The following is a 21134-nucleotide window of genomic DNA, read 5'->3' as shown; positions in this document are numbered from 1 at the left end:
GCGGACGTGGCCCTGCTCGCTCAGGGCCGGGTCGTCCTGGCGGCCGTGCGGGCCGGCACCGGCCACGCCCATGTCGAACCGGTGGGCCTGGAACAGGTCCTGGGCGGAGGGACGGGGGCCTCCCGGAGCTCGCCGCGGCCGCTGATGCCTTCCCAGGAGGCGGAGGCGCCGGGGTGACGTGCTGTGCCTCGCGGCCGAGGACGAGGAAGCGCGCCCCGGTCAGCCCGCCGGGCCGTGCGGGGGTGGTCGGCCGTGCCGACGGCCGGAACGTCCCGTGAACAATCTGATTCATTCGCTGCCGACTCCCGCCGACTGGATCGCACGGACCATAGACTTCCGCTCCCTCCGGACGCAATGGCCGGGACGTGAGCACAACGGAGTTGACCGTAACCCTTGTCGAGCTCCCACCCCGGTGCCATAGTTGCCCCGCCAATGAGTCAGATTCATTCCGGGTGCTGGGAGTTGTTCTCGTGTCAGCAGAGCGCAAGGTATCGGCCAAGGGCGACGGGACGACGCCCAGGCCTTACCGGCCGGGCTACGAGCTGGTCGCCGAGCAGCTCCTCGGGTACATCGCCGAACAGGGTCTGCGGCCCGGCGCGCGGCTGCCGACCGAGGCGGGGCTCGCCGAGATCCTCGGCACCTCGCGCAATGTCACCCGCGAGGCGGTGAAGGTGCTCGCGGCCCTGGGCCGGCTCAGTGTCCGGCGGGGCGCCGGCATCTTCGTGGCCGACTCGCCCGGCGGGCTCGCCGACGACGACATGGCGCACTTCCAGCCGACCAGCATGGAACACGTGCTGATGCTGCTGGACTACCGCAGCCTGATCGAGGCCGAGACCGCCCGCCGGGCGGCGGGCCAGGCGGCCCCGATCGAGGTGCGCAACATCCAGAAGGGCGCCGAGCGCTCCCTGGAGGCCGGCCGTGAGGACGACGCCGACGCGTTCGCGGTGGCCGACAAGCTGTTCCACGACGCCGTCGGCATCGCCGCCCACAACATCTTCCTGCGCTCCAGCGTCACCAACGTACGGCGTCTGGCGGCGCAGTCCGACGTGCTGCTCTTCCACGGCGACACGCCGGGCTCGCTGGAGGTGGCGGGTCACCAGCACATGGCGATCGCCGACGCCATCGCCGCGGGGGACGCCGACCGCGCCGCCGCGCTGATGACCGAGCACATCGCCACGACACGGCAGCAGTTCGAGCGCCGCATCCGCGACCGTCTGTTCAATGTCGCCGCCCGCAGCGCCGAACCGGCCGCGTCCGCCGTATCGGAGACCACCACCGGCACGGACGCCGCGGGCGCCGCCACCGAGCCCACCCCGCCGGTGACGTCCGCCTCCTGACCCGAGGTCGCCGTCGGGGTGTCCCCAGGAACGAGCCGCCCATCTCCCCCTCCCCTCCCCTCCTCACCCCGCAGGCGATTGGATTCCCATGTCCATACCCTCGGCGCCACCCCGCCGCCCCCGGCGAAGAAGCGCACTGACCGTACTCGCCCTGGCCACCGCGGCCCTCCCGCTCACCGCCCCGGGCGCCCAGGCCGCCCAGCGGGCCGCCGACCCGCCCCCGCTAAAGATCTACGTCTCGCCCGACCACGGCCGCGACACCGGCTCGGGCACCTCGAAGCATCCGTTCCGCACGCTCGGTCACGCACGGGACTTCGTGCGCGGGATCAACCGTGACATGCGCCGTGACATCGATGTCGAGCTGCTCTCCGGCACCTACCGGCTCACCGACACCTTCACCCTGACGCCGCGCGACTCGGGCACCAACGGCCACCGCGTCGTCTACGAGGCGGCGCCGGGAGCCCATCCCGTGATCAGCGGCGGCAGCCGGGTCACCGGCTGGACTCCGGTCGACGCCGGCCGCACGGTGTACAAGGCGCATGTGGGTGACCTCGACACCCGGCAGTTGTACGTCGACGGCGAGCTTCAGACACGGGCCCGGGGCCCGGAGAATCCGCCCGGCTTCTCCAAGACGGCGACCGGCTACAAGATCACCGACACCCGTCTGGACGCGTACAAGAACCAGTCCGACATGGAGGTGGTCAGCAAGTGGGGCTGGATGATGATGCGCTGCCCCGTGCAGTCCGTCTCCGGCACCACGATGACCATGCGGCAGCCCTGCTTCCACAACGCCAACCTCCACGAGGGCCAGGAGATCCAGAACCCCACCTGGCTGGAGAACGCGCGGGAGCTGATGGACACCCCCGGTGAGTGGTACCTCGACAAGAGCGAGGGCGACCTCTACTACATGCCCAAGCAGGGCCAGGACCTGGCGAAGGCGACCGTGACCGTCCCGCGCGTACAGGATCTCGTGGACCTGGACGGCACCAAGGACCACCCGGTCGGCAACGTCTCCTTCCGGGGCATCACCTTCTCCTACTCGACCTGGCTCGCCCCGAGTTCGGACGACGGGCTGATCGAGGGCCAGGCCGGATTCCGGATCGTCGGCGACGACAACCCGGACTTCGACTCCACCCGCCTGAAGTGGGCCAAGACACCCGGCGCGGTCAACGTCAGCCACGGCCACGGCATCACCTTCGAGGGGAACACCTTCACCCACCTCGGCGCCGTCGGCCTCAACCTCAACACCGGGACGCGGGGCACCCACGTCACCGGCAACGTGTTCCGGCAGGTCGCGGCCACCGGCATCCAGGTCGGCGGGGTCGAGGTCGTGGACGCGCACCCGGACGATCCACGGGACGTCACCAAGGACAACACGGTCGACAACAACGTCGTCACCCATGTCGCCGACCAGTACAACGGCTCCCTGGGCATCTTCGCCGGCTACACCGACCACACCGTCATCACCCACAACAAGGTGTACGACCTGCCGTACAGCGGCATCTCCGTGGGCTGGGGCTGGGGCCTGACCGATCCGGGCGGCGACACCAACTACCCGGGCAACTCCGGCGTACCGGTGTGGGACACCCCCACCACCTCCCGTGACAACGTCATCAGCGACAACGAGATCAGTGACATCATGAAGTCACAGGCCGACGGCGGTGCGATCTACACCCTGAGCGCCAACCCCGGCGGCATCGTCTCCGGCAACTACGTCAGGAAGGTCCCGGAGCTGGCCTACGGGGCCATCTACCAGGACGAGGGCAGCCGTTACTGGCACACGACGAACAACGCCTTCTGCGATGTCGCCTACCAGTGGCTGCTGCTCAACCACGGCATGGACATCACCGCCGACTACAACTTCACCACCACACCGAGGTTCAGCGCGCAGTTCAACAGCACCGACGACACGATCACGAACAACACGACGGTCGACGGCTGTGAGCAGTTGCCCGCCTCGATCGTCGACAACGCCGGACTCCAGCCGGCGTACCGGCACCTCGACCCGGACCCGGAGACCGGCGACCCCACCGCGCCGACGGCCCCCGGCAAGCCCGGCGCGGTCGCCGGCCTGCCCACCGTCGTCGATCTGAGCTGGCCTGCCGCGACCGACGACAACGGTGTCACCGGCTACGCGATCCACAGCGCCGGCAAGGTGGTCAGCGCGTCCAAGGGCACCTCGGTCCGCATCCCGAACCTCACCGCCGGGGCGTCGTACACCTTCACGGTGACCGCCCGCGACGCGGCGGGCAACGAGTCGCCGCCCAGCCCGCCCGTGACGGTCACCCTGCCCGACGGCGCGGACCTGGCGCTGCGCCAGCCGGTCACGGTCTCCTCCTACTCGGAGCCGAACACCCCCGCACTGGCCGTGGACGGCGACCTGTCCACCCGCTGGGCCCAGGGCCTCGGCCTGCCCGACCCGTCCTGGATCCAGGTCGACCTGGGCGCGCAGTACGACGTCACCGGCGCCATCACCACCTTCGAGAAGGCGAGCGGCTACAAGTACCGCCTGGAGGTCTCCCCGGACGAGGCGCACTGGACCACCCTGGACGACCACACGGACGGTGACACCACCGCCCAGGCCAACTACTCCCTCGCGGACAAGGACGTCCACGGCCGGTACGTACGGCTGACCGTCACCGGCTCCAGTTCCAACGGCGGCAGCGTCTACGAACTCCAGGTCTACGGCACCCCGCTGGCCCCCGGCGACGACCACACCGCCCCGGACGCGCCGCCCAGGCCCACCGTCACCCCGCTGCTGCCCAGCCTCGCCCAGGTGAGCTGGCCGGCCGCCCCGGACGACCAGGGCGTCACCAGTTACGCCGTCTACCGGGACGGCGAGCGGATCGCCGTCACCGACGCGACGCGGCTGCGGGTCAGCGGACTCACGCCCGGGAAGGAGTACGGCTTCACCGTCGTGGCCAGGGACGCGGCGCTCAACGCCTCCGAGCCGAGCCCGGCGGCGACGGTCACCATGCCGGCCGACCATGACCTCGCCCTGAAGGCACCCGTCACCGTCTCCTCCTACTCCGAGCCGAACGTCCCCGCACTGGCCGTGGACGGCGACCTGTCCACCCGCTGGGCCCAGGGCCTCGGCCTGCCCGACCCATCCTGGATCCAGGTCGACCTGGGCAAGGTCACCAGCGTCTCCGGAGTGGTCACGACGTTCGAGAAGCCCAGCGGCTACAAGTACCTCCTGGAGTACTCCGCCGACGGGCTGAACTGGTCGGCGCTGGACGACCACACCGCCGGCCACACCACGGCGCAGACCGCCTACTCCCTCCCCGACGCCCCGGTCGACGCCCGCTATCTGCGCCTGACCGTCACCGCCTCGAGCTGGAACGGCGGCAGCGTCTACGAACTCCAGGCCTACGGCGGCTTCTAGGCCCCCGGCCTCCCCGCTCCCGGCATCAAGGTGCCCCGGCCCCCGGCTCCCGGCCCGCCGTACCCACCTCCGGAACAGAAAGCGACCATGAAGATCACACATGTCGAGGTCCACCGGATCGACGTCCCCGCCGCCGACCCGCCCTTCTCCTGGCGGCACGGGCTCAGCGGCAGCGCCCCGGTGGGCGACGGCGCGGTCCTGCACATCGGCACGGACGAGGGCGCCGAAGGGGTGGCGGTGTTCGCCCGGCCGGGAGCGGCCGTCACCCTGCGCGACCTGGTCGACCGGGTCTTCCGGGAGGAACTCCTCGGAGCCGACCCCTTCCGGCGCGAATGGCTCTGGCACCGCGTCTGGGAGCTCGACCGCATCCACGAACTGCCCCTGCCGGTGCTCGGCCTGGTCGACGTGGCGCTGTGGGACCTGGCGGGGCGGGTGCACGACCGGCCGGTGTGGCAGCTCCTCGGCGGCTTCCGCGAGGCCATCCCCGCCTACGCCTCCACCTCCACCTTCGCCACCACCGAGGAGTTCCTCTCGGTGGCCGACCAGTGCCTGGCTCTCGGCTACCACGGCATCAAGCTGCACGCCTGGGGCGACGCCCGCCGCGACGCCGCCCTGTGCCAGGCCCTGCGCGACCACGTCGGCCCGGACGTGCCGCTGATGTACGACGGCTCGGCCGGCTTCGACCTGCCGGACGCCCTCTACCTGGGGCACGCCCTGGCCGAGGCGGACTACCTCTGGTACGAGGAGCCGATGCGGGAGTTCAGCATCAGCGCCTACCGGCGGCTGGCCGAGTCCGTCGCCGTACCGCTGCTGGTCGCCGAGACCTCCGACGGCGCCCACATGAACTCCGCCGACTTCATCAGGAGCGGCGCCGCCACCTTCGGCGTCCGTGCCAGTACGACGCTGCGCGGCGGTGTCACCGGCGCCATGCGCACCGCGCACCTGGCGGACGCCTTCCGGCTGCGTGCGGAGGTGCACGGCTCGGACATCCCGAACCAGCACCTGTGCATGGCCGTCTCCAACACCACCTACTACGAGTCCCTGGTCACCTCGACCACGGTCGTCCGCGAGCGTCACGTCGACGACCGGGGCCTGGTGCACGCCCCGACCGGGCCGGGCATCGCCCTGCCCCTCGACTTCGGCTACGGCACCGCGCTCCAGCGGTTCGTGGAACAACCCCGCTGACCCGCCGCCGTCCCCGCCCCCGCACGATCCCGAACCACGAAAGGCAGGACGATGACGTCTTCGCGCGTTTCGACCACCGGCCGGCGCGGCAGAGCCGTGCGCGCCCTCGCCGCCTCAGCCGCCCTCGCGGCCGTCGCCGCGCTGGCCGGCTGCGCCGACGCCGACCCGTCCACCGGGTCCGACCAGCAGGGCGGCACGTCCCGGTTCACGCCCGTGGCGCAGAAGGCCGGCTCCGAGATCACCGTCTGGACCGACTCCACGCGGCTGCCGTCGGTGCAGGCGTACCAGAAGTCGCACCGGGACGTGAAGATGAAGATCGTCACCTACGACGGCGGCGCCGACGGCTCGACCTACCTCCAGACGAAGGTGCAGTTGTTCGACCGTACCGGCAAGGGCTGGCCCGACGTCGTCTTCGGCTCCCCCACGGACGTCACCTGGGCCTCCTCCCCCACCAAGCCGGGCGCCGCCGCCTTCGCGGCCCCGCTGGACGACAAGCTGGTCCCGGAAAGCACGCTGGACGGCTTCGCCAAGGGCTCGTTGACGCCCTGCCAGTTCCACGGGCACACCTACTGCCTGCGCAACGACATCGCCCAGGTCGTCCTCTGGTACGACAAGTCCCTCATGGACAAGTGGGGTTACCAGGTCCCCACCACCTGGGCCGCGTACGAGGCCCTGGGCGTGAAGGTCGCCAAGGAGCACCCCGGCTACCTCGCCGGCTCGGTCGGTGACACCAACTCGCACGAGTCGTACTTCTGGTCCAGCCGGTGCCCGGCCTTCCACCTGACCACGCCGGACACCCTGCGGGTCGACCTCCAGGACCCCGCGTGCACGCGCATGGCGACCCTGCTCGACAAGCTGATCTCCGCCAAGGCCGTGACCACCCAGGGCTTCTTCAGCCAGGGATTCGCCAAGAGCAGCGGCTCCAAGGTCCTGATGGCCTACGGCCCCTCCTGGTACGGCCAGTACCTGTTCAAGGCCGCCTTCCACACCCCGGCCAAGCGGATCGCCGCCGCTCCCCCGCTGAAGTGGCCGGGTGAGACCACCGCCGCCACGGGCAACGTGGGCGGCGGCGTCTGGATGGTCTCCTCGCACAGCGCCGACCTCAAGGCGTCCACCGACCTGGTGACCTGGCTGACCACGTCGGACGCGAACCAGGCCACGGCCCCCACCTACCCGGCCTACACGCCCGCCGCCAAGGCCTGGCTGGCCGAACCGGCGCACCGCGACTACTTCGCCGGCGACGTCAGCGGCCCGCTCCAGCAGGCGGCCGACGAGGTGTGGACCGGCTGGTCGAACACCAGGTTCTCCGACGCCACCTCCTGGTCGAGCGTCGTCCTGCCGGCCCTGACCGCCGGAAAGACCCTCACGGCGACCCTGCCGCAGTGGCAGAAGGCCATCAGCGACCAGGCCAGGGCCGACGGGTACCGGGTGACCGACCGATGACACTGCTGGACGCCCAGCCCGTCGCCGTACCCGCTCCCACCCGCCGCGGCCACGCGCCGCGGCGGCGGGGCGGCACGGCGGGGTACCTCTTCGCCGCCGGGTACACGCTGCTGCTGCTCGCCTTCGGCGTCTTCCCCACCTGCTACGCGTTCTACCTGGCCTTCACCAACGACCGCGGTCAGTTCACCGGTGTCAACCAGTTCCTCCGGGTCGCCCGGGACTACCGCTTCCTGCCCGCCTTCGGCCACATCCTGCTGTACCTCGCCCTCTGGCTGGTGGTCCTCGTGGTGCTGACGGTGCTGACCGCCGTCGTCCTGCGCGGCCGGGTCCGGGCGGGAGTCTCCGCGCTGCTGCGGTTCCTCTACTACATACCCGGCGCGCTGGCCGGGGTGGCGAGCGTCCTGGTCTGGCTGTTCATGCTGGATCCGGACGTCAGCCCGGTGTCGTGGCTGCTGCACCGGATGGGCCTGGACAGCTTCGCCGCCGTGCTGGCCCCCGGCAACCTCCCGGTGATCCTCATGCTGATCGCCTTCTGGACGGGGGCCGGCGGCTGGATGGTGGTGATGTACGGGGCGCTGAACAACATCCCCGACGAGGTGATCGAGGCCGCCCGCATCGACGGCGCCGGGCCCTGGCGCATCGCCTGGTCCGTCCAGATCCCGATGATCCGGCAGTGGATCACCTACATGGCCATCCTCGCCTTCGCGGGCGGCACCCAGCTCTTCGTCGAGCCGCAACTGCTGCAGACCGCCAGCCTGGGCCGGGTGAGCCCGACCTGGTCACCCAACCAGCTCGCCTACGTGTACGCCTTCCAGCAGGGCGACTTCAACGGTGCGGCCGCGATCTCCGTCTTCCTGCTGGCCCTCGGCCTGCTTTGCGCGGGGCTGCTGATCCGGCGCTCCGGCATGTTCACCTTGGAGGAGAGATGACGACCCGGCCGCACGCGCTCACGCGCCCCCGGACCACGCCCTCGCGGGCCGTCTCCGCTCTGGTGGTCGGCCTGCTGCTCGCCGTCCTGCTGGTCTTCTTCGTGCTGCCCGTGCTCTGGCTGCTGCTGGCGCCCAGCAAGACCGCCGGGCAGATCGTCCACGACAACCCGCTGTCCTTCGGCTCGTTCGGCAGGATCGGGGACGCCTGGCGGCACCTGTTCTCCTTCGAGGACGGAGCGGTCCTCGTGTGGCTGCGCAACTCGGCCGTCTACGCCGGCGGTTCGCTGCTGCTGACCCTGGTCACCAGCGTCCCGGCGGGCTACGCCCTGGCCCTGACCCGCTTCCGGGGCCGCAAGGTCCTCCTGGCGATCACGCTGGTCACCATGATCATGCCGTCGGCCACGCTCGTCCTGCCGGTCTTCCTGGAGCTCAACGCGTTCCACCTGATCGGCACGGCCTGGTCGGTGATCCTGCCGTTCTCCTTCTACCCGTTCGGCGTGTACCTGGTCTACATCTACTTCGCCACCAGCCTGCCGCGCGATCTGCTCGCCGCCGCGCGCATCGACGGGTGCTCCGAACGGCAGTTGTTCATCCGCATCGCCCTGCCGCTGGCGAAGCCCGTGATCGGCCTCGTGGCCTTCTTCAGCTTCGTCGGCAACTGGAACAACTTCTTCCTGCCGTATCTGGTGCTGCCGAACAGCGACCAGTTCCCCATCCAGGTCGGACTGAACCAACTGCTGTCGTCCACCCCGTCGTTCAACCCGGTGGCCGGGGCGGGCCTGAACATCACGATCCCGGAACTCGCCCTCGCCATCGTCATCGCCATCCTCCCCGTCCTGGTCCTCTTCCTGTTCTCCCAGCGCACCCTCGTGTCGGGGATGCTGGCGGGCGCCACCAAGGAGTGACCCGGCCCGGGGCGTGCGGTCAGCGCAGGCCCAGGCAGGAGAGCCAGGGGCGGGGGCCGCCTCCTGGGTGGCGGTGAGGAGTGCGGCCAGGGCGCCGGGCAGCCCGTTCAGGAGGTCCGTGGACCAGCCGGTGGCCGGGTGGGCGGGGAGCCGGGTGGTCAGGTGGCGCGCGAGACGGTGCTTGAGCGCGGTCGCGGCGGGCAGCCGCGCGTGCCGGTCGAAGGCGTCGGCGACGGCCAGCACGCCCGCGGCGCCGTGGCACAGGCCGAGGCGGTCGCCGGGGGTGTCGCCGTAGAGGTGGAAGGTCTCGTCGTAGTGCTCGGCGAGCGTGGTGAAGGCGGCCGCCGCGCGGTCGGCGGCGGCGGTGTCGCCGAGGGCGTCGGCGGCGTCCCACAGCGCCCAGGCGACCCCCGGGGTGCCGTAGCACCAGGCCTGGCGGGGGTGGGCGGTGCGGTCGGGCGGGTGGACGGGTCCGGCGCCGGGCCAGCTCCGGACGCCCCGCTCGTCGTCGTACGCCTGCCGTACCAGCCAGCGGGTGGCCCGGCCGAGCGCCCCGGCGAGGCCGTCGGCGTGGGCAGCGTCCGTAGCGGTACGGCGCAGTGCGGCGGTGAGCGCGGTGACGAGTCCGGCGACGCCGTGCCCCATGCCGGTGTTGACACGGCCGTGCACCCAGGCCAGGTACGGGTGGTCGGCGTACTGTCCCGTCCGCAGCCGGGGCAGCTCCTCCTCGTCGCACAGGTGCGCCAGGTGCGCGGCGAGCGGGCGTGGCGGCTCCGCCTCCGGTTCGGCCGCGCACAGCGCGAGCAGCGTGCCGGAGGGGCCGGAGATCAGGTCGTAGTCCGGGAAGGCGACGTCGTGGGTGCGGTACCGGGGGCGGCTCCCGCGGAGGTGAGTGGCGAGCCGGTCCGCCACGGGCCGCAGCGCGGGGTGCACACGGGCGCCCAGGCACAGACCGACGAGCGTGCCGCCCAGGCCCCCGTCGTACAGGGCGGGGTGGGCCGGTCCGCGTCCGGCCGTGCGGGACCACACGGCCACGGCGGCCCGCGCCGCCCGGTCGTCCGCGACCAGGTGTGCCAGGACGGGGATCCCGGGATCGCACGGGTGCCGGTCCCGCTCGGGCGAGGCCGCCCGGGCGGGGCTCGGTGGCCGAGGCGGGCCACACCGTCAACCCGGTGACGGGCGTGGTGGGTTCGTGGACCGTGGTCATCGGTGCTGCCCCTCTCAGGCGGTCCGCGGTACGGGAAACCCGGATGTGACCGGCGTGACCGGCGTGGGAGCCGGGGCGGTGAGCCGCGGGTCCACCGTGACGGTGGTGATGCCGAGCGGCGCGGTCAGCGCGCGCAGTGCGGGCTCGGCGAGCCGGATCCACGCCTGACCGGCGCCGAGGGTGGCGGTCAGCCGGCTCGCGGAGGTGAAGCCCACGGCGGTGCGGTCACCGAGCGGGGTGCGGAAGAGCCGGGCCGCACAACCGGAGGGGGCCGGCCGGACCGGGACGTACAAGGGTCCGGCCGGGAACGGATCGCAGGGCTCGGGATCGTCGTCGCCGTAGCGGAGTTCTGCCATGGGGTGCCTCCGCCGAAAGGCAGGAGAAAGTGGTCGGGGGCGCCCCGGCCGCGGGGAGGCGGCCGGGGCTCGCCACCGACGGTACGACCGGTCTCCGGGGGTACCGGCGGGCCCTGACGGGACGCTGACGGCGATCCGGTCGGCCTTGACGGGATGCTGACATGCCTGGCGAGAGGGCACCGACCGCGATCCCCCGTCGGCGCGTGACCCGACCGCTCGGCACCGCCGGCGACGCGACGGCCCCCGCCCCGGACGCGTCCCGGGACGGGGGCCGTGCGCATGGCCGCCGCAGCGCGGTCCGCTACGAGGCCGTTCGGGCCGGGACGCGCAGCCGGACGGGGATGTCCGGCACCCAGTACGGGCCGTCGGTGGTCAGGGTCAGGGACGCCGTCCAGTCGCCGGGCCGGGTCAGCCGGCGCGGGTCGAGGGTCACCGTGAACGTCGCGGTCCGCCCGGGCCGGAGCGTCAGGCGGTGCGGGTTCTCGGTCAGCCAGGGGACGTCCGTCTCGGTACGGTCGTATCCGGGCAGGGCGTCCACGGTGGACACGGGGACGGGGAACCGGGGCTGGCCGCTGCCGCCCACCCGGTACAGGCCGGGTGCGCCGCCGCCCCGGTAGACGGCGGTCGGGGCGTCCGGCAGCCGCTTCCAGGCGTCGGTCCCGGGGTCGTAGGCGTACCCCTCGGCGGTGAGCACCCGGTTGGAGCCGACCCGCTTGAAACCGCCGGAGACGAGAAGCTGTCCGTTGGCGGCGGTGTAGGCGCCGGTCGCCAGGCCGACCGGCATGGCGGCGATGGGCTGCCAGCTGTCGGAGGCCGGGTCGTAGACGTACGCGGCGCCGGTCTCCACGTAGTCGTGGACGCCGCCCGCGCAGTACAGCCTGCCGTCCACGGCACCGCAGTTGGCCCAGCTGACGGTCTGCGGGTAGGCGGCGGCCCGGGACCAGGACCGCGCGCCCGGGTCGTAGACGTACACGGTGTCCGAGCAGTCGGTGTTCGTGCAGCCGCCGACCACGTAGAGCCGCCCGTCGAGCACGGCGCTCGCCGCGCCGTAGTGGCCCTCGGGGATGTCCGGGGCCTTCGACCAGCGGCCGGTGACCGCGTCGAAGACCTGCGTGGTCCGGCTGACGGTCTCCTGGGGGCCCCAGCCGCCCACGGTGTACAGGCGGCTGCCGATGAATCCGTGCGCGGTGGCCTGCCGGGGCTCGGGTGCGGCCGGGCCCCGCTTCCAGGCGCGGGTCGCGGGGTCGTACACGTACAGGTCGGCGGTGGGTTCCTGGCCGTCGGAGCCGAGGGCGGAGTAGAGCCTGCCCCCGTAGGTGTCGACCGCGTTGTCCATGACGGGGGCGGGCAGGTCGGGCAGCGTGCGCCAGGCGGTGCCGGGGGCCGGGGAGCCCGGCACGGTGCCGGTGCGCTCGCCGACGCGGAGCCGGATCGGCGCGGTGCCGGTGTTGCGGACCGTCACCTTCCGTACCACGGTGGCCCGTCGGGAGGTGGCGTCGATCCCGGCCGGCCGGACCGTCAGCCGGCCCGCCTTGAGGACGAACGAGGCCTCGGTGACCCGGTCGGCGGGCACCTGGACGGTGCGGGTGGCCGTGGCGTACGACGGTTTGGCCGCCGTCGCGGTGGCGGACCGGCCGGAGCCGGGGACGAACAGCCGGTAGGCGCCGTCTCCTAGGCGCGGGTCACCGGTCGTGGCGACCGTCGGCGCGGCCGGCCCGTCCGCCGGGCCCGTGCGTACGACGGCTCCGATCAGCCCCTTGCCGGTGTTCGCGTCGGTGACCGTGCCGGTGAGGACCCCGCCGGGCACGGGTGTGGCCACCCGTTCGGTGACCGTGACGTCGTCCACCGCCCAGAACAGGCCGGGTCCGGTGAAGTGGAACCGCACCCGTACCGCGCGCTCGCCGGCGTAGCTGGTCAGCGGGATCTCCACCCGGCCGCTCGTCCACAGCTGATCCTGGTGCCACACCGTGGTCCAGGTCCGGCCGGCGTCGGCGCTGACCTGCACCTCGCCCTTCTGCTCGGCGGAGCCCTCGTAGTCGGTGTCGAAGCTCAGCGCCGGGTCTCCGGCGCTGCCGAAGTCGTAGGCGGGGCTGATGAGGGAGGTGTCCAGGGAGGTCCCGGCGTGGTCGGCGTCGGCGATGGCGAAGCCACCGGAACCGCCTGTGGTGTTGCCCCGGCCGCCGGGGTCGTCGACCGTCCAGCCCGGAGTGCCGGTCACGCTCCAGCCGGGGGGCGGTCCGGAGGTGTCGTCGAACGGCTCGCTGCCGACGGTGTCCGCCTGCACGGTGTACGCCGGATCGTCCTCGGCCCAGGTGTCCACGGGCAGGGCCAGGCCCACGGTGAGGTCCGCGGTGCCGACCTTCACCTCGCGTTCCAGGGACTGGTAGGCGCTGTCGTCGCTGACCACGCGCAGGGTGTACGTGTGGTCCTCGGGGAGGTCGAGGCGGTACGCGCCGGTGACCGGGTCGGACCACACCGGGGCGCCCGGCACCCCGGCCACCGTGATCCTCGCGTGCAGCGGCCAGCCGTGCCCCGAGCCGTCGGTGACGGTGCCGGAGACCCGGTGGGTGGCCAGCTTGCGCAGGCCCAGGTCGCCGCTCGCGGTGCCGCCGTCGGTGAGGTGGACGCCCGGCAGGGTGCCCGGGGCGTAGCCGTAGGCCGTCACCCGGACGTCGTGGTCACCGGCGGGCAGCGGCAGGGTGTAGCGGCCGTGGGCGTCGGTGGCCGTGCTGTACGGGCCGGCCGTCACCTCGGCCGCCGCGACGCCCGCGCCCGAGCCCGCGTCGGTGACCGTGCCGGTCAGCGTGCCGTGCGGGCCCATGGTGAAGGCCGTCAGGCCGTCGGGGGTGCCGAGGCCGGTGGGGCCGTCGTAGCCCGGGCCCGCGGTGCACAGGTAGGCCGGTGCGCAGGTGCCGTTGGCTCCCGCGGTCACGTCGTGCAGTCCCCGGCCGCCGGTGGCGTACGGGTAGACGGCGGGCCGGGAGCCCGCCGCCGGGGTGCCCGCGTTCGCGTACACGCCGGCGATGATCGGTGCCGAGGCGCTGGTGCCGCCGGCCACCCCCCAGCCACCGGTGTCGCCGTAGCTGTCGTACACGGCGACGCCCGTGTCCGGGTCGGCCACGGCGGCGACGTCGGCGACGGTGCGCCCCGCGCAGCCGGTGTCCCGCTGGAACGCCGGCTTGGGCTCGTACCGGGAGCAGCCGGAGCCCGTGCCGTTGCCGTCGTGGTCCCACACCGACTCCGACCAGCCGCGCGTCGCGGCCGGGTCCTTGGTGAGCGTGGTGCCGCCGACCGCGGTGACGTGCGGGGAGGCGGCCGGGTACGCCACGCCGTAGCGGGAGTCGCCGGAGGAGGCGACGACGGCGACGCCCGGGTGGTCGTAGTGGACGTCGGCCGCCGACTCCGCCGGGTCCTCCGGGAAGAAGGTGTAGTTGGAGCCGTAGGAGTTGGAGACGTACTTCGCGCCGAGCGCGACCGCCTGGTCCACGGCCGCTCCCAGGTCGTCGATCGTGGCGGTGTCCGCCTCGACCAGCAGGATCCGGGCCTTGGGCGCCACCGCGGAGACCATGTCCAGGTCGAGGGAGATCTCGGTCGCCCAGCCGGGGTCGGGGTCCGGGTAGTGGCTGCCGCCGCGCTGGTCGGTCTTGGTGAAGCAGCCGTTGGCGGTGGTGCAGGGCGGCAGCCCGTACTGGGCGCGGTAGACGGCGAGATCCGCCTCGGCGTTCGGGTTGTCGAAGGCGTCGACCACGGCGATGGTGGCGCCGGCGCCGCCGTCCGCGGGGAGGTCGTAGGCACTGCGCAGGTCGGACGGCCCGTAGCCCTGGGGGGCGTCATCGGTGCCGCGCAGCCGCTGACGATCGGTCACGTCCGTGCGGAGCAGGCCGAAACAGGTGAACTCGTGCGGCTCGGGCGGGCCGCAGAGGGGGCGTACGTGGTCCCGTGCGGTCTGCGTGGCGGGTTCCACGGGCCGTTCACCGGCCTCCGCGCGGGCGGGGGTGGGGGCGGCGAGGGCCGCCAGCAAGGCGGTGGCCAGGGCGACCGCGCAGGCGGTCACGCGTCTGCGCCGGCCTGGCACAGCGCCTCGGGATACGAGCAGAGATATGGGCAACTCAACTCCTGTGGCATGGGCGGCGGTTGGACGCGCCGCCCGACACACGTTAGTTGAGTCGTGAAGAGGTCTCCGTTCAGGACGGGATCGGGATCCGCACCAGGACGGAGGTGCCGGCGCCGGGGGGTGAGTCGATGGTCAAGGTGCCGTCGAAGGCGGACACACGGTCCGCCAGGCCGGTCAGGCCGCTGCCGGCGGTGGCACCGTCGACACCGCCGACTCCGTCGTCCACGACGTGGATCCGCAGGACGTCCGTGACGTCGAGGAAGATGTCGATCCTGGACGCCTGGGCGTGTTTGACCGCGTTCGTCACGGCCTCGGCCACCACGAAGTACGCGTTCGACTCCACGGTGGTGGAGAGCCGCCGGGGGTGGTCGCTGCGCACGGTGGCGGGTATCGGGCACCGGGCGGCCAGGTCCTCCACGGCCGCCGCCAGGCCCTTCACCGTGAGCACCAGCGGGTAGATGCCCCTGGCCAGTTCCCGCAGCTCGTCGATCGCCGTCTGCGCGTTGTCGATCGACTGGTCCATCAGCTCGGTCACGGACGTTTCCGTGTCGGGCATCATCTCCCGCGCCAGCCGGAGTCCGATCATCAGGCTGACGAGGCGCTGCTGTGCCCCGTCGTGCAGGTCGCGGGCCGTACGCCGGTGCACCGCCTCGACGCTCTCCATGGTCCGTCTGCGGCTGTCCTGCAACGAGGCCGCCATGGTGTTGAAGGACGCGCCGAGCGCGTCGATCTCCGCCACCCTGCTGGGCGGGATCCGGACACCGAGGTCGCCGCCCGCCAGCCGCCCGGCCGCTGCCGCCGCCCCGCGCACGGGCCGTACGACGGCGCGGTGCTGGAGCACCGTGAACGCGGCCACCAGCGCGGTCGACGCCGCGACGCCCACGCCGGCCGCGATCACCGCCCGCTGGGCGTTGGCGCCGGCGGTGTCCTCACGCGCGGCGAGCTGGGCCCGCTCGCCCGCCGTGTAGGCGTCGAACCGGGTCCGCAGGGCGTCGACGCGCCGCTTCCCCTCGGCCGTCACCGCCAGACCGGACGCGGCGGGATCGCCTCGCCGGACCGACTCCACCAGCGGGACCGAGTAGTCGTCCAGGAAGGACTGGAGGTCCCGCGAGATCCGCTCGGCGGTGCGTCGCTGCGCGGGGGCGGTGGCGGAGTCGGTGAACCGCCGGATCTCGGCGGGCAGCGCCTTCCGCGCCGTCTGCCACGGCTGCAGGAAGTCCTCCCGCTTCGTGATCACGAAGCCGCGCTGCCCGGTCTCCAGGTCCAGGAGCAGCTGCTCCATGTTCCCGGCCTCGACGAGAGCCGTGCGGGAGGCGCGGCGCGCCGACGTGGAATCGTTCGCGTCGTCGATCGCCCACAGCAGGACGACGAACGCGACACCTATCAGCAGGGCTAGCAGAGCGCTCGCCACGATCGTGAGTCGCGTCAGCCCCAGCCGCCGGCTCCCGTACCCCCGTCGTACAGTCATGAACCGCAATGTAGCCGCATATGCCCGGCGAAGTTAGGTGAAGTAGCGGAGTGGGTGGCACATGTTATGTCAATGTCATCGCCGGGGGCCCGACCCATTGACTTGAGTGGGCCGGAGTGTTCCCGGGCCGTACGTCACCAGGTGTCGCCGCCACGGTCCGGCGCCACACTGTACGCGGTCGCCGACAGCAGGCCGGTGATCGTCCCGCCGATGGCCAGGAACACGGCCGCGATGGCGAGGCGGGCGTCGAGCGCGAGGTCCGTGGTGAACGGCAGCAGGGCCAGCGCCACGGTCACCAGGCCGGCGATCCAGACGAAGAAGGCGCGCGGCCGGGCCACGGTCAGCAGCAGCAGATGCAGCAGCCCGGTGCCCACGACGGCGCCGGCCGCCGCCCAGGCCGCCAGGTACCCCGTCGTCACGTCACCCCACACGCCCGCCCCGCGCGGTGCGAACAGCGGAACGTCGAGGACACCGCGCACGAACATCGTGGCCACGACCGCGACCAGCGCCGCGACCACCGCCGTCGCGGCGCCGGTGGCCCACAGCCGGCCGGCCGCGACGGACCGCGGGCCGGGGGGCGCCTGGTACCCGGGGCCGCCCCGCGGGCGGTAGGAGGGAACGTCACCGTACGGAGCGGAACCGGCCATGAGGAACCACCTTTCGACACATGGTCGTCACGAGGTGACGTCACCCACCTGCTGCCGTCACTCGCGCTGACTCCAGCATGCCTCCGCTGCCGCCGATGGCGCGACCGATGCGAGCCAACGCCCCTCTCGTGAGGCCGGCCTGACGAGTCAGCAGGTCCGGTCCGCATCCGCGGACCCGCCCCGTGTGCTCGCCGCTCTCCGGCCGCCGGGTAGCTTCTTGACCCTCACACCGTGTCAGGCGGTCAGCTCGGAGACATCATGTTCACCATCGGAGACTTCGCCCGGCACGGCCGCGTCTCGGTCCGGATGCTGCGTCACTACGACGCCACCGGACTGCTGCGCCCGGCCCACGTCGACCCCGCCAGCGGCTACCGCCACTACACCGCCGCCCAGCTCGCCCGCCTCAACCGGATCATCGCGCTCAAGGACCTCGGATTCTCCCTCCGGCAGGTCCGGGACATCGTGGACGAGAAGGTCGGCGCCGAGGAACTGCGCGGCATGCTGCGGCTGCGGCGGGCCGAACTGGAGACCGCCATGGCCGCCGCGGGAGCACGGCTGGTCCAGGTCGAGGCGAGGCTCCGAGCGATCGAGAGCGAGGGGCACATGCCCACGAACGACGTCGTCATCAAGAAGGTCCCCGGCGTCCGGGTGGCCGAACTGACCGCGACCGCCGCCGGTTTCGGCCCCCAGGACATCGGCCCGGTCATCGGACCGCTCTACGAGGAGCTGTTCCGACGCCTCGACACGGCGGGCATCACGCCCACCGGACCCGGTATCGCCTACTACGAGGACGCCCCGGAGGGCGGCGGCCGGATCACCGTCCACGCCGCCATCCAGGTCTCCGCCCCCCTCCAGGACGGCGGCGCCTTCCGCGTCCTCGACCTGCCGGCCCTCGAACAGGCGGCGACCATCGTGCACCGCGGCTCGATGGACACCGTGCTGCCCACCGCCCAGACCCTGGCCCGCTGGATCGACGCGGGCGGCTACCGCTCGGCCGGGTACCCCCGCGAGGTGAACCTGGAGTGTCCCGAGAACCGCGACGACTGGGTGACGGAACTGCAGGCGCCGGTGCACCGGGCCTGATCACCGGCGGGAGGCGCGTCTCCTCCGCCGTGCCCGCTGTCCCCGGTCGCGACAGGACAGCCCCGCGGAATGTGGGGCCGCCCGCCGCCTCATAGTGCGCCGGGGCTGTCCTGTCGTAGGGGTCGGCCCCGGCAGCACCCGGGAGCCGGCCTCGGACCGCCGGCCCGCCACCAGGCCCGGCACGCGGTCGGCACCGTCACCGCACCCAAGTCCGCTGTGCACCGCGTTTCTTGACGGAGACCACTCCGAGGCGAACCGGTCCGACGCCATCGTCTATTACGGCGTAATCGCCCTCCTGACGTCTTTCCGTACCCGGTCTCCGGCACTTGCGTACCCCGTGGCCTCCGCGGGGGCGCACGCACGGCGGTGTGATGCCGGACGCGGCGGGTGAAAGCATCTGTGGCAGGGTTCGGCCAGGGATGCTCAGGGAGAAGGAGACCGCTGTTGTCCGGACGTACCGTGCTGATCACAGGAGCGTCGAAGGGGATCGGCCTCGCCACCGCGCACCGGCTCGCCGACCAGGGACACCGGGTGCTGGGAATCGCCCGCGGTGTCCCGGACGGTGATTTCCCGGGGGTGCTGCACGCGTGCGACCTCGCCGACGCGGGGGCGACGCGCGAGCTGTTGGAGACGGTCACCCGCGAGGAGCGCGTCGACGCGGTCGTCAACAACGTCGGCATCGTCCTGCCGGAACCGCTCGGCGAGATCACCCTCGACGCGTTGCACGAGGTGTACGAGCTCAACGTACGCGCCGCCGTGCAGGTCACCCAGGCGTGCGTCGGCGGGATGCGGGAGCGCGGCTGGGGCCGGATAGTCAATGTGACGAGCCGCGCGCAGCACGGTTCGCGTACGCGCAGCAGCTACGCGGCCGCCAAGAGCGCGCTGGTGGGGCTGACCCGCACATGGGCGCTTGAGCTGGCGGAGCACGGGGTGACGGTCAACGCGGTCGCCCCGGGCCCGGTGGACACCGAACTCCTGCGCGAGAAGCACCCGGTGGGCAGCGCGGACGAGGCCAGGATGCTCCGCTCCGTGCCCATGGGCCGCTTCGGCCGCCCGGAGGAGGTCGCCGCGGCCATCGCCTTCCTGCTGAGCGACGACGCCGGCTTCATCACCGGCCAGGTGCTCGGCGTGGACGGCGGAGGGAGCCTTCCCGGCCGGTGAGGGAGCCACGGCTCGGCATCGGCCCAGGAAGCCTGGGCTCGACGGCGTCCGGTGGGGTGGTTCAGCCGCAGCTCAGGAGGCCGGCGGCGGACTTGGCGGCGAGGATGCGGTGCACACTGTCGGCGACATCGGCCCGGAACGCGGCATCGGTCTTCATCCGGGCGCTGACCGCCTGCGTCATCGCCGGTACGGTGGACGCCTTCACGGTGAGGATCATGTTGCCGCCCGCCGACAGGAAGTTGACGGCCCGCTGGCCCGGGGTGAAGGACCGCACGGCGACGGCCTGCCCGAGGTCGTCCGAGATGACGACGCCCTTGAAGCCGAGCTGGGTGCGCAGCAGCTTGCGGATGACCGTCGGTGAGAAGGCCGCGATGTGACGGGCGTCGATCTTCGAGTAGGTGGCCGAGGACATCATCACGAACGGCGCGCCGGACTTGATGCCGGACCGGAAGGGCTCGAGGTACGAACTGGAGGTCGTCGTCACCGAGTCGACGACGTTCGCGGTGGTGTCGGTGTTGCCGATCACCCGGCCGAGACCGGGGAAGTGCTTGAGCGTCGTCATCACGTGGGCCTGCTTGAACCCCGCGGAGAAGGCCCCGCTGTGCGAGGCCACGATGTCGGGGGTGTGGCCGAACTCGCGGTGGTAGCGGCCGATGGGCGCGTTGCGCGTGCCGAGGCTGGCCGGCACCGTGTCCGCGACGGGAGCGAGGTTGAGGTCCAGTCCGGCGGACTTCAACTGTGCCGCCCAGCCCGCGGCCCGGGTGCGCAGCGTCGACGTGGACCAGCTGCCCTGGGTGAGCGCGGCCGGGATGGTGGAGAACCCGGGGCCGCTCAGCACCTGCACCTGGCCGCCCTCCTGGTCCGTCGCGACCATCAGGCCCACCCGCCGGCCGGAGACCGTGTCCGCCTGGCCCCGGAAGCCGTCCACGACCTTGCGCGTCGCCTTGGTGCCGGCACTGCTGCGCCCGGTCAGCATGACGGAGCCCACGTGGTTGTCACGCAGCGTACGCAGGTCGGTCGCGCTGGGGGCCGCGGCGGACACTCCGCCCATGAAGAGCTGGCCTATGCGCTGTGCCTGGGTCATACCGGAGTAGACGCGGTCGGCGCAGGTGGTGGCGAGGGCCCCTGGGCCCGGGTCGGCGACGGCGCGGGCCGGCTGGACGGTATGCGCGTGAGCGGCCGGTTCGCCGCAGGCGACCGCGGTCAGCAGCATGGTGACGAGCGGGATGCCGGTGCGCAGAGCCGCCGAACGGCCCCTTCCTGGCCGGCGGACACGTGCTGTCATGGGTGGCGCTCCTGTCTCGGACGATGGGCGGGCAGGGGAATCGATGGCCCGCTGTTCCTGCACGGCGGGGGCAGACCGCTCCACCGCGCGCCCCCGCCCCCACACGCTACGCCGCACCGCCCGGAGATGCGCGCCTTGCCTGGTATCAAGCCGCGAACCGGCCTGCGGGGCCGCGAATCCGTCCCGGAGGGGCCCGCTGCGGCCGTCACGGAGAGGGGCGCGTGAAACACTTCCCGCGGGGCACCCGCCGCACGTGCTCCCCGCACGGCCCCGAACCGTTCGCGACCGGCGCCGGCACCGGCGACCAACGTGCCCACCCCCGGCGACCGTCGCCGGAGTGTGACGAACCCCCACCCCGCGTGAAACCCCTCCTCGGAAGCCGGCGCGCCCCGTGGTCCTCAAAGGCGGGCTGCGTCGACGACGGCCTGGGCGAAGGTGGTGGGCGCTTCCTGCGGCAGGTTGTGACCGACGTCCGCGATGGTGCGGTGCTCGTACTTGCCCGTGAAGTGATCGCGGTAGGCGGATCCGTTGCCGGGCGGGGTGAACGGGTCGAGCGCCGGGTCGAGGGTGATGGTGGGGACGTGGATGGGGGGCTGGGCGGCGAGGAGCTTCTCGTAACGGTCGTAGCG

Annotated in this window: 15 protein-coding genes and 1 pseudogene; 9 read left to right on the top strand and 7 right to left on the bottom strand. The window is 72.5% G+C overall.

Annotation, left to right across the window (positions count from 1 at the left end):
* Positions 1 to 6: 6 nt before the first annotated feature.
* The 7 genes from OO52_RS36935 (at position 7) to OO52_RS36905 (ending at position 9184) form a co-directional block, all read left to right on the top strand.
* Complete coding sequence (locus OO52_RS36935; RefSeq protein WP_158712605.1) at positions 7 to 177, top strand: hypothetical protein; 171 nt, start codon at positions 7 to 9, stop codon at positions 175 to 177.
* 293 nt (positions 178 to 470) lie between these two features.
* Positions 471 to 1337 carry a FadR/GntR family transcriptional regulator gene (locus OO52_RS36930; RefSeq protein WP_051818794.1) on the top strand — a complete coding sequence of 289 codons (867 nt, stop codon included), beginning with the start codon at positions 471 to 473 and terminating at the stop codon, positions 1335 to 1337.
* A gap of 88 nt (positions 1338 to 1425) precedes the next feature.
* Entirely contained in the window at positions 1426 to 4722 is a 3297-nt protein-coding gene (locus OO52_RS36925) for a discoidin domain-containing protein (protein WP_051818792.1), read from the top strand.
* A gap of 87 nt (positions 4723 to 4809) precedes the next feature.
* Positions 4810 to 5907, top strand: a complete 1098-nt coding sequence (locus OO52_RS36920; protein WP_030652566.1) for an enolase C-terminal domain-like protein — start codon at positions 4810 to 4812, stop codon at positions 5905 to 5907.
* 51 nt (positions 5908 to 5958) lie between these two features.
* A complete protein-coding gene (locus OO52_RS36915; RefSeq protein ID WP_030652563.1) occupies positions 5959 to 7350 on the top strand; it encodes an ABC transporter substrate-binding protein in 1392 nt (463 codons plus the stop codon).
* Positions 7347 to 8279, top strand: coding sequence for a carbohydrate ABC transporter permease (locus tag OO52_RS36910; RefSeq protein WP_030652560.1), 933 nt, complete (start codon positions 7347 to 7349; stop codon positions 8277 to 8279). Before OO52_RS36915 ends, OO52_RS36910 begins: the two co-directional genes overlap by 4 nt.
* Positions 8276 to 9184, top strand: a complete 909-nt coding sequence (locus OO52_RS36905; RefSeq protein ID WP_030652557.1) for a carbohydrate ABC transporter permease — start codon at positions 8276 to 8278, stop codon at positions 9182 to 9184. Before OO52_RS36910 ends, OO52_RS36905 begins: the two co-directional genes overlap by 4 nt.
* Positions 9185 to 9367: 183 nt before the next feature.
* Here OO52_RS36905 and OO52_RS48370 read toward each other — a convergent pair.
* From OO52_RS48370 to OO52_RS36880, 5 genes and pseudogenes are all read right to left on the bottom strand, one after another.
* Positions 9368 to 10096, bottom strand: a pseudogene (locus OO52_RS48370) (lanthionine synthetase LanC family protein); the annotation flags it as partial.
* 309 nt (positions 10097 to 10405) lie between these two features.
* Complete coding sequence (locus OO52_RS36895; protein WP_030652549.1) at positions 10406 to 10747, bottom strand: SAV_915 family protein; 342 nt, start codon at positions 10745 to 10747, stop codon at positions 10406 to 10408.
* A gap of 301 nt (positions 10748 to 11048) precedes the next feature.
* Positions 11049 to 14855: a Kelch repeat-containing protein gene (locus OO52_RS36890; RefSeq protein WP_030652546.1), complete on the bottom strand. Its 3807-nt coding sequence runs from the start codon at positions 14853 to 14855 to the stop codon at positions 11049 to 11051.
* Between the two features lie 76 nt (positions 14856 to 14931).
* The gene (locus OO52_RS36885; protein ID WP_030652542.1) at positions 14932 to 16329 is read right to left on the bottom strand and encodes a CHASE3 domain-containing protein; all 1398 of its coding nucleotides are present in this window, start codon (positions 16327 to 16329) and stop codon (positions 14932 to 14934) included.
* A gap of 134 nt (positions 16330 to 16463) precedes the next feature.
* A complete protein-coding gene (locus tag OO52_RS36880; RefSeq protein ID WP_030652539.1) occupies positions 16464 to 16976 on the bottom strand; it encodes a DUF6069 family protein in 513 nt (170 codons plus the stop codon).
* 258 nt (positions 16977 to 17234) lie between these two features.
* Between OO52_RS36880 and OO52_RS36875 the strand changes: the two genes are divergently transcribed.
* Positions 17235 to 18059: a MerR family transcriptional regulator gene (locus tag OO52_RS36875; RefSeq protein WP_030652537.1), complete on the top strand. Its 825-nt coding sequence runs from the start codon at positions 17235 to 17237 to the stop codon at positions 18057 to 18059.
* 444 nt (positions 18060 to 18503) lie between these two features.
* Positions 18504 to 19220, top strand: a complete 717-nt coding sequence (locus tag OO52_RS36870; RefSeq protein WP_030652534.1) for an SDR family oxidoreductase — start codon at positions 18504 to 18506, stop codon at positions 19218 to 19220.
* Between the two features lie 61 nt (positions 19221 to 19281).
* Here OO52_RS36870 and OO52_RS36865 read toward each other — a convergent pair whose 3' ends face one another.
* Both OO52_RS36865 and OO52_RS36860 read right to left on the bottom strand, forming a co-directional pair.
* Positions 19282 to 20505, bottom strand: coding sequence for a glycoside hydrolase family 3 N-terminal domain-containing protein (locus tag OO52_RS36865; protein ID WP_030652532.1), 1224 nt, complete (start codon positions 20503 to 20505; stop codon positions 19282 to 19284).
* Between the two features lie 398 nt (positions 20506 to 20903).
* Positions 20904 to 21134: alpha/beta fold hydrolase (locus tag OO52_RS36860; protein ID WP_030652530.1), on the bottom strand; the 231-nt coding region annotated here is incomplete at its 5' end.

It is taken from the genome of Streptomyces flaveolus, from assembly GCF_000716535.1.
Lineage (GTDB): Bacteria > Actinomycetota > Actinomycetes > Streptomycetales > Streptomycetaceae > Streptomyces > Streptomyces flaveolus_A.
Note: the sequence above shows the minus strand (reverse complement) of the source record. Positions and strands in the feature narration are given on the sequence as shown.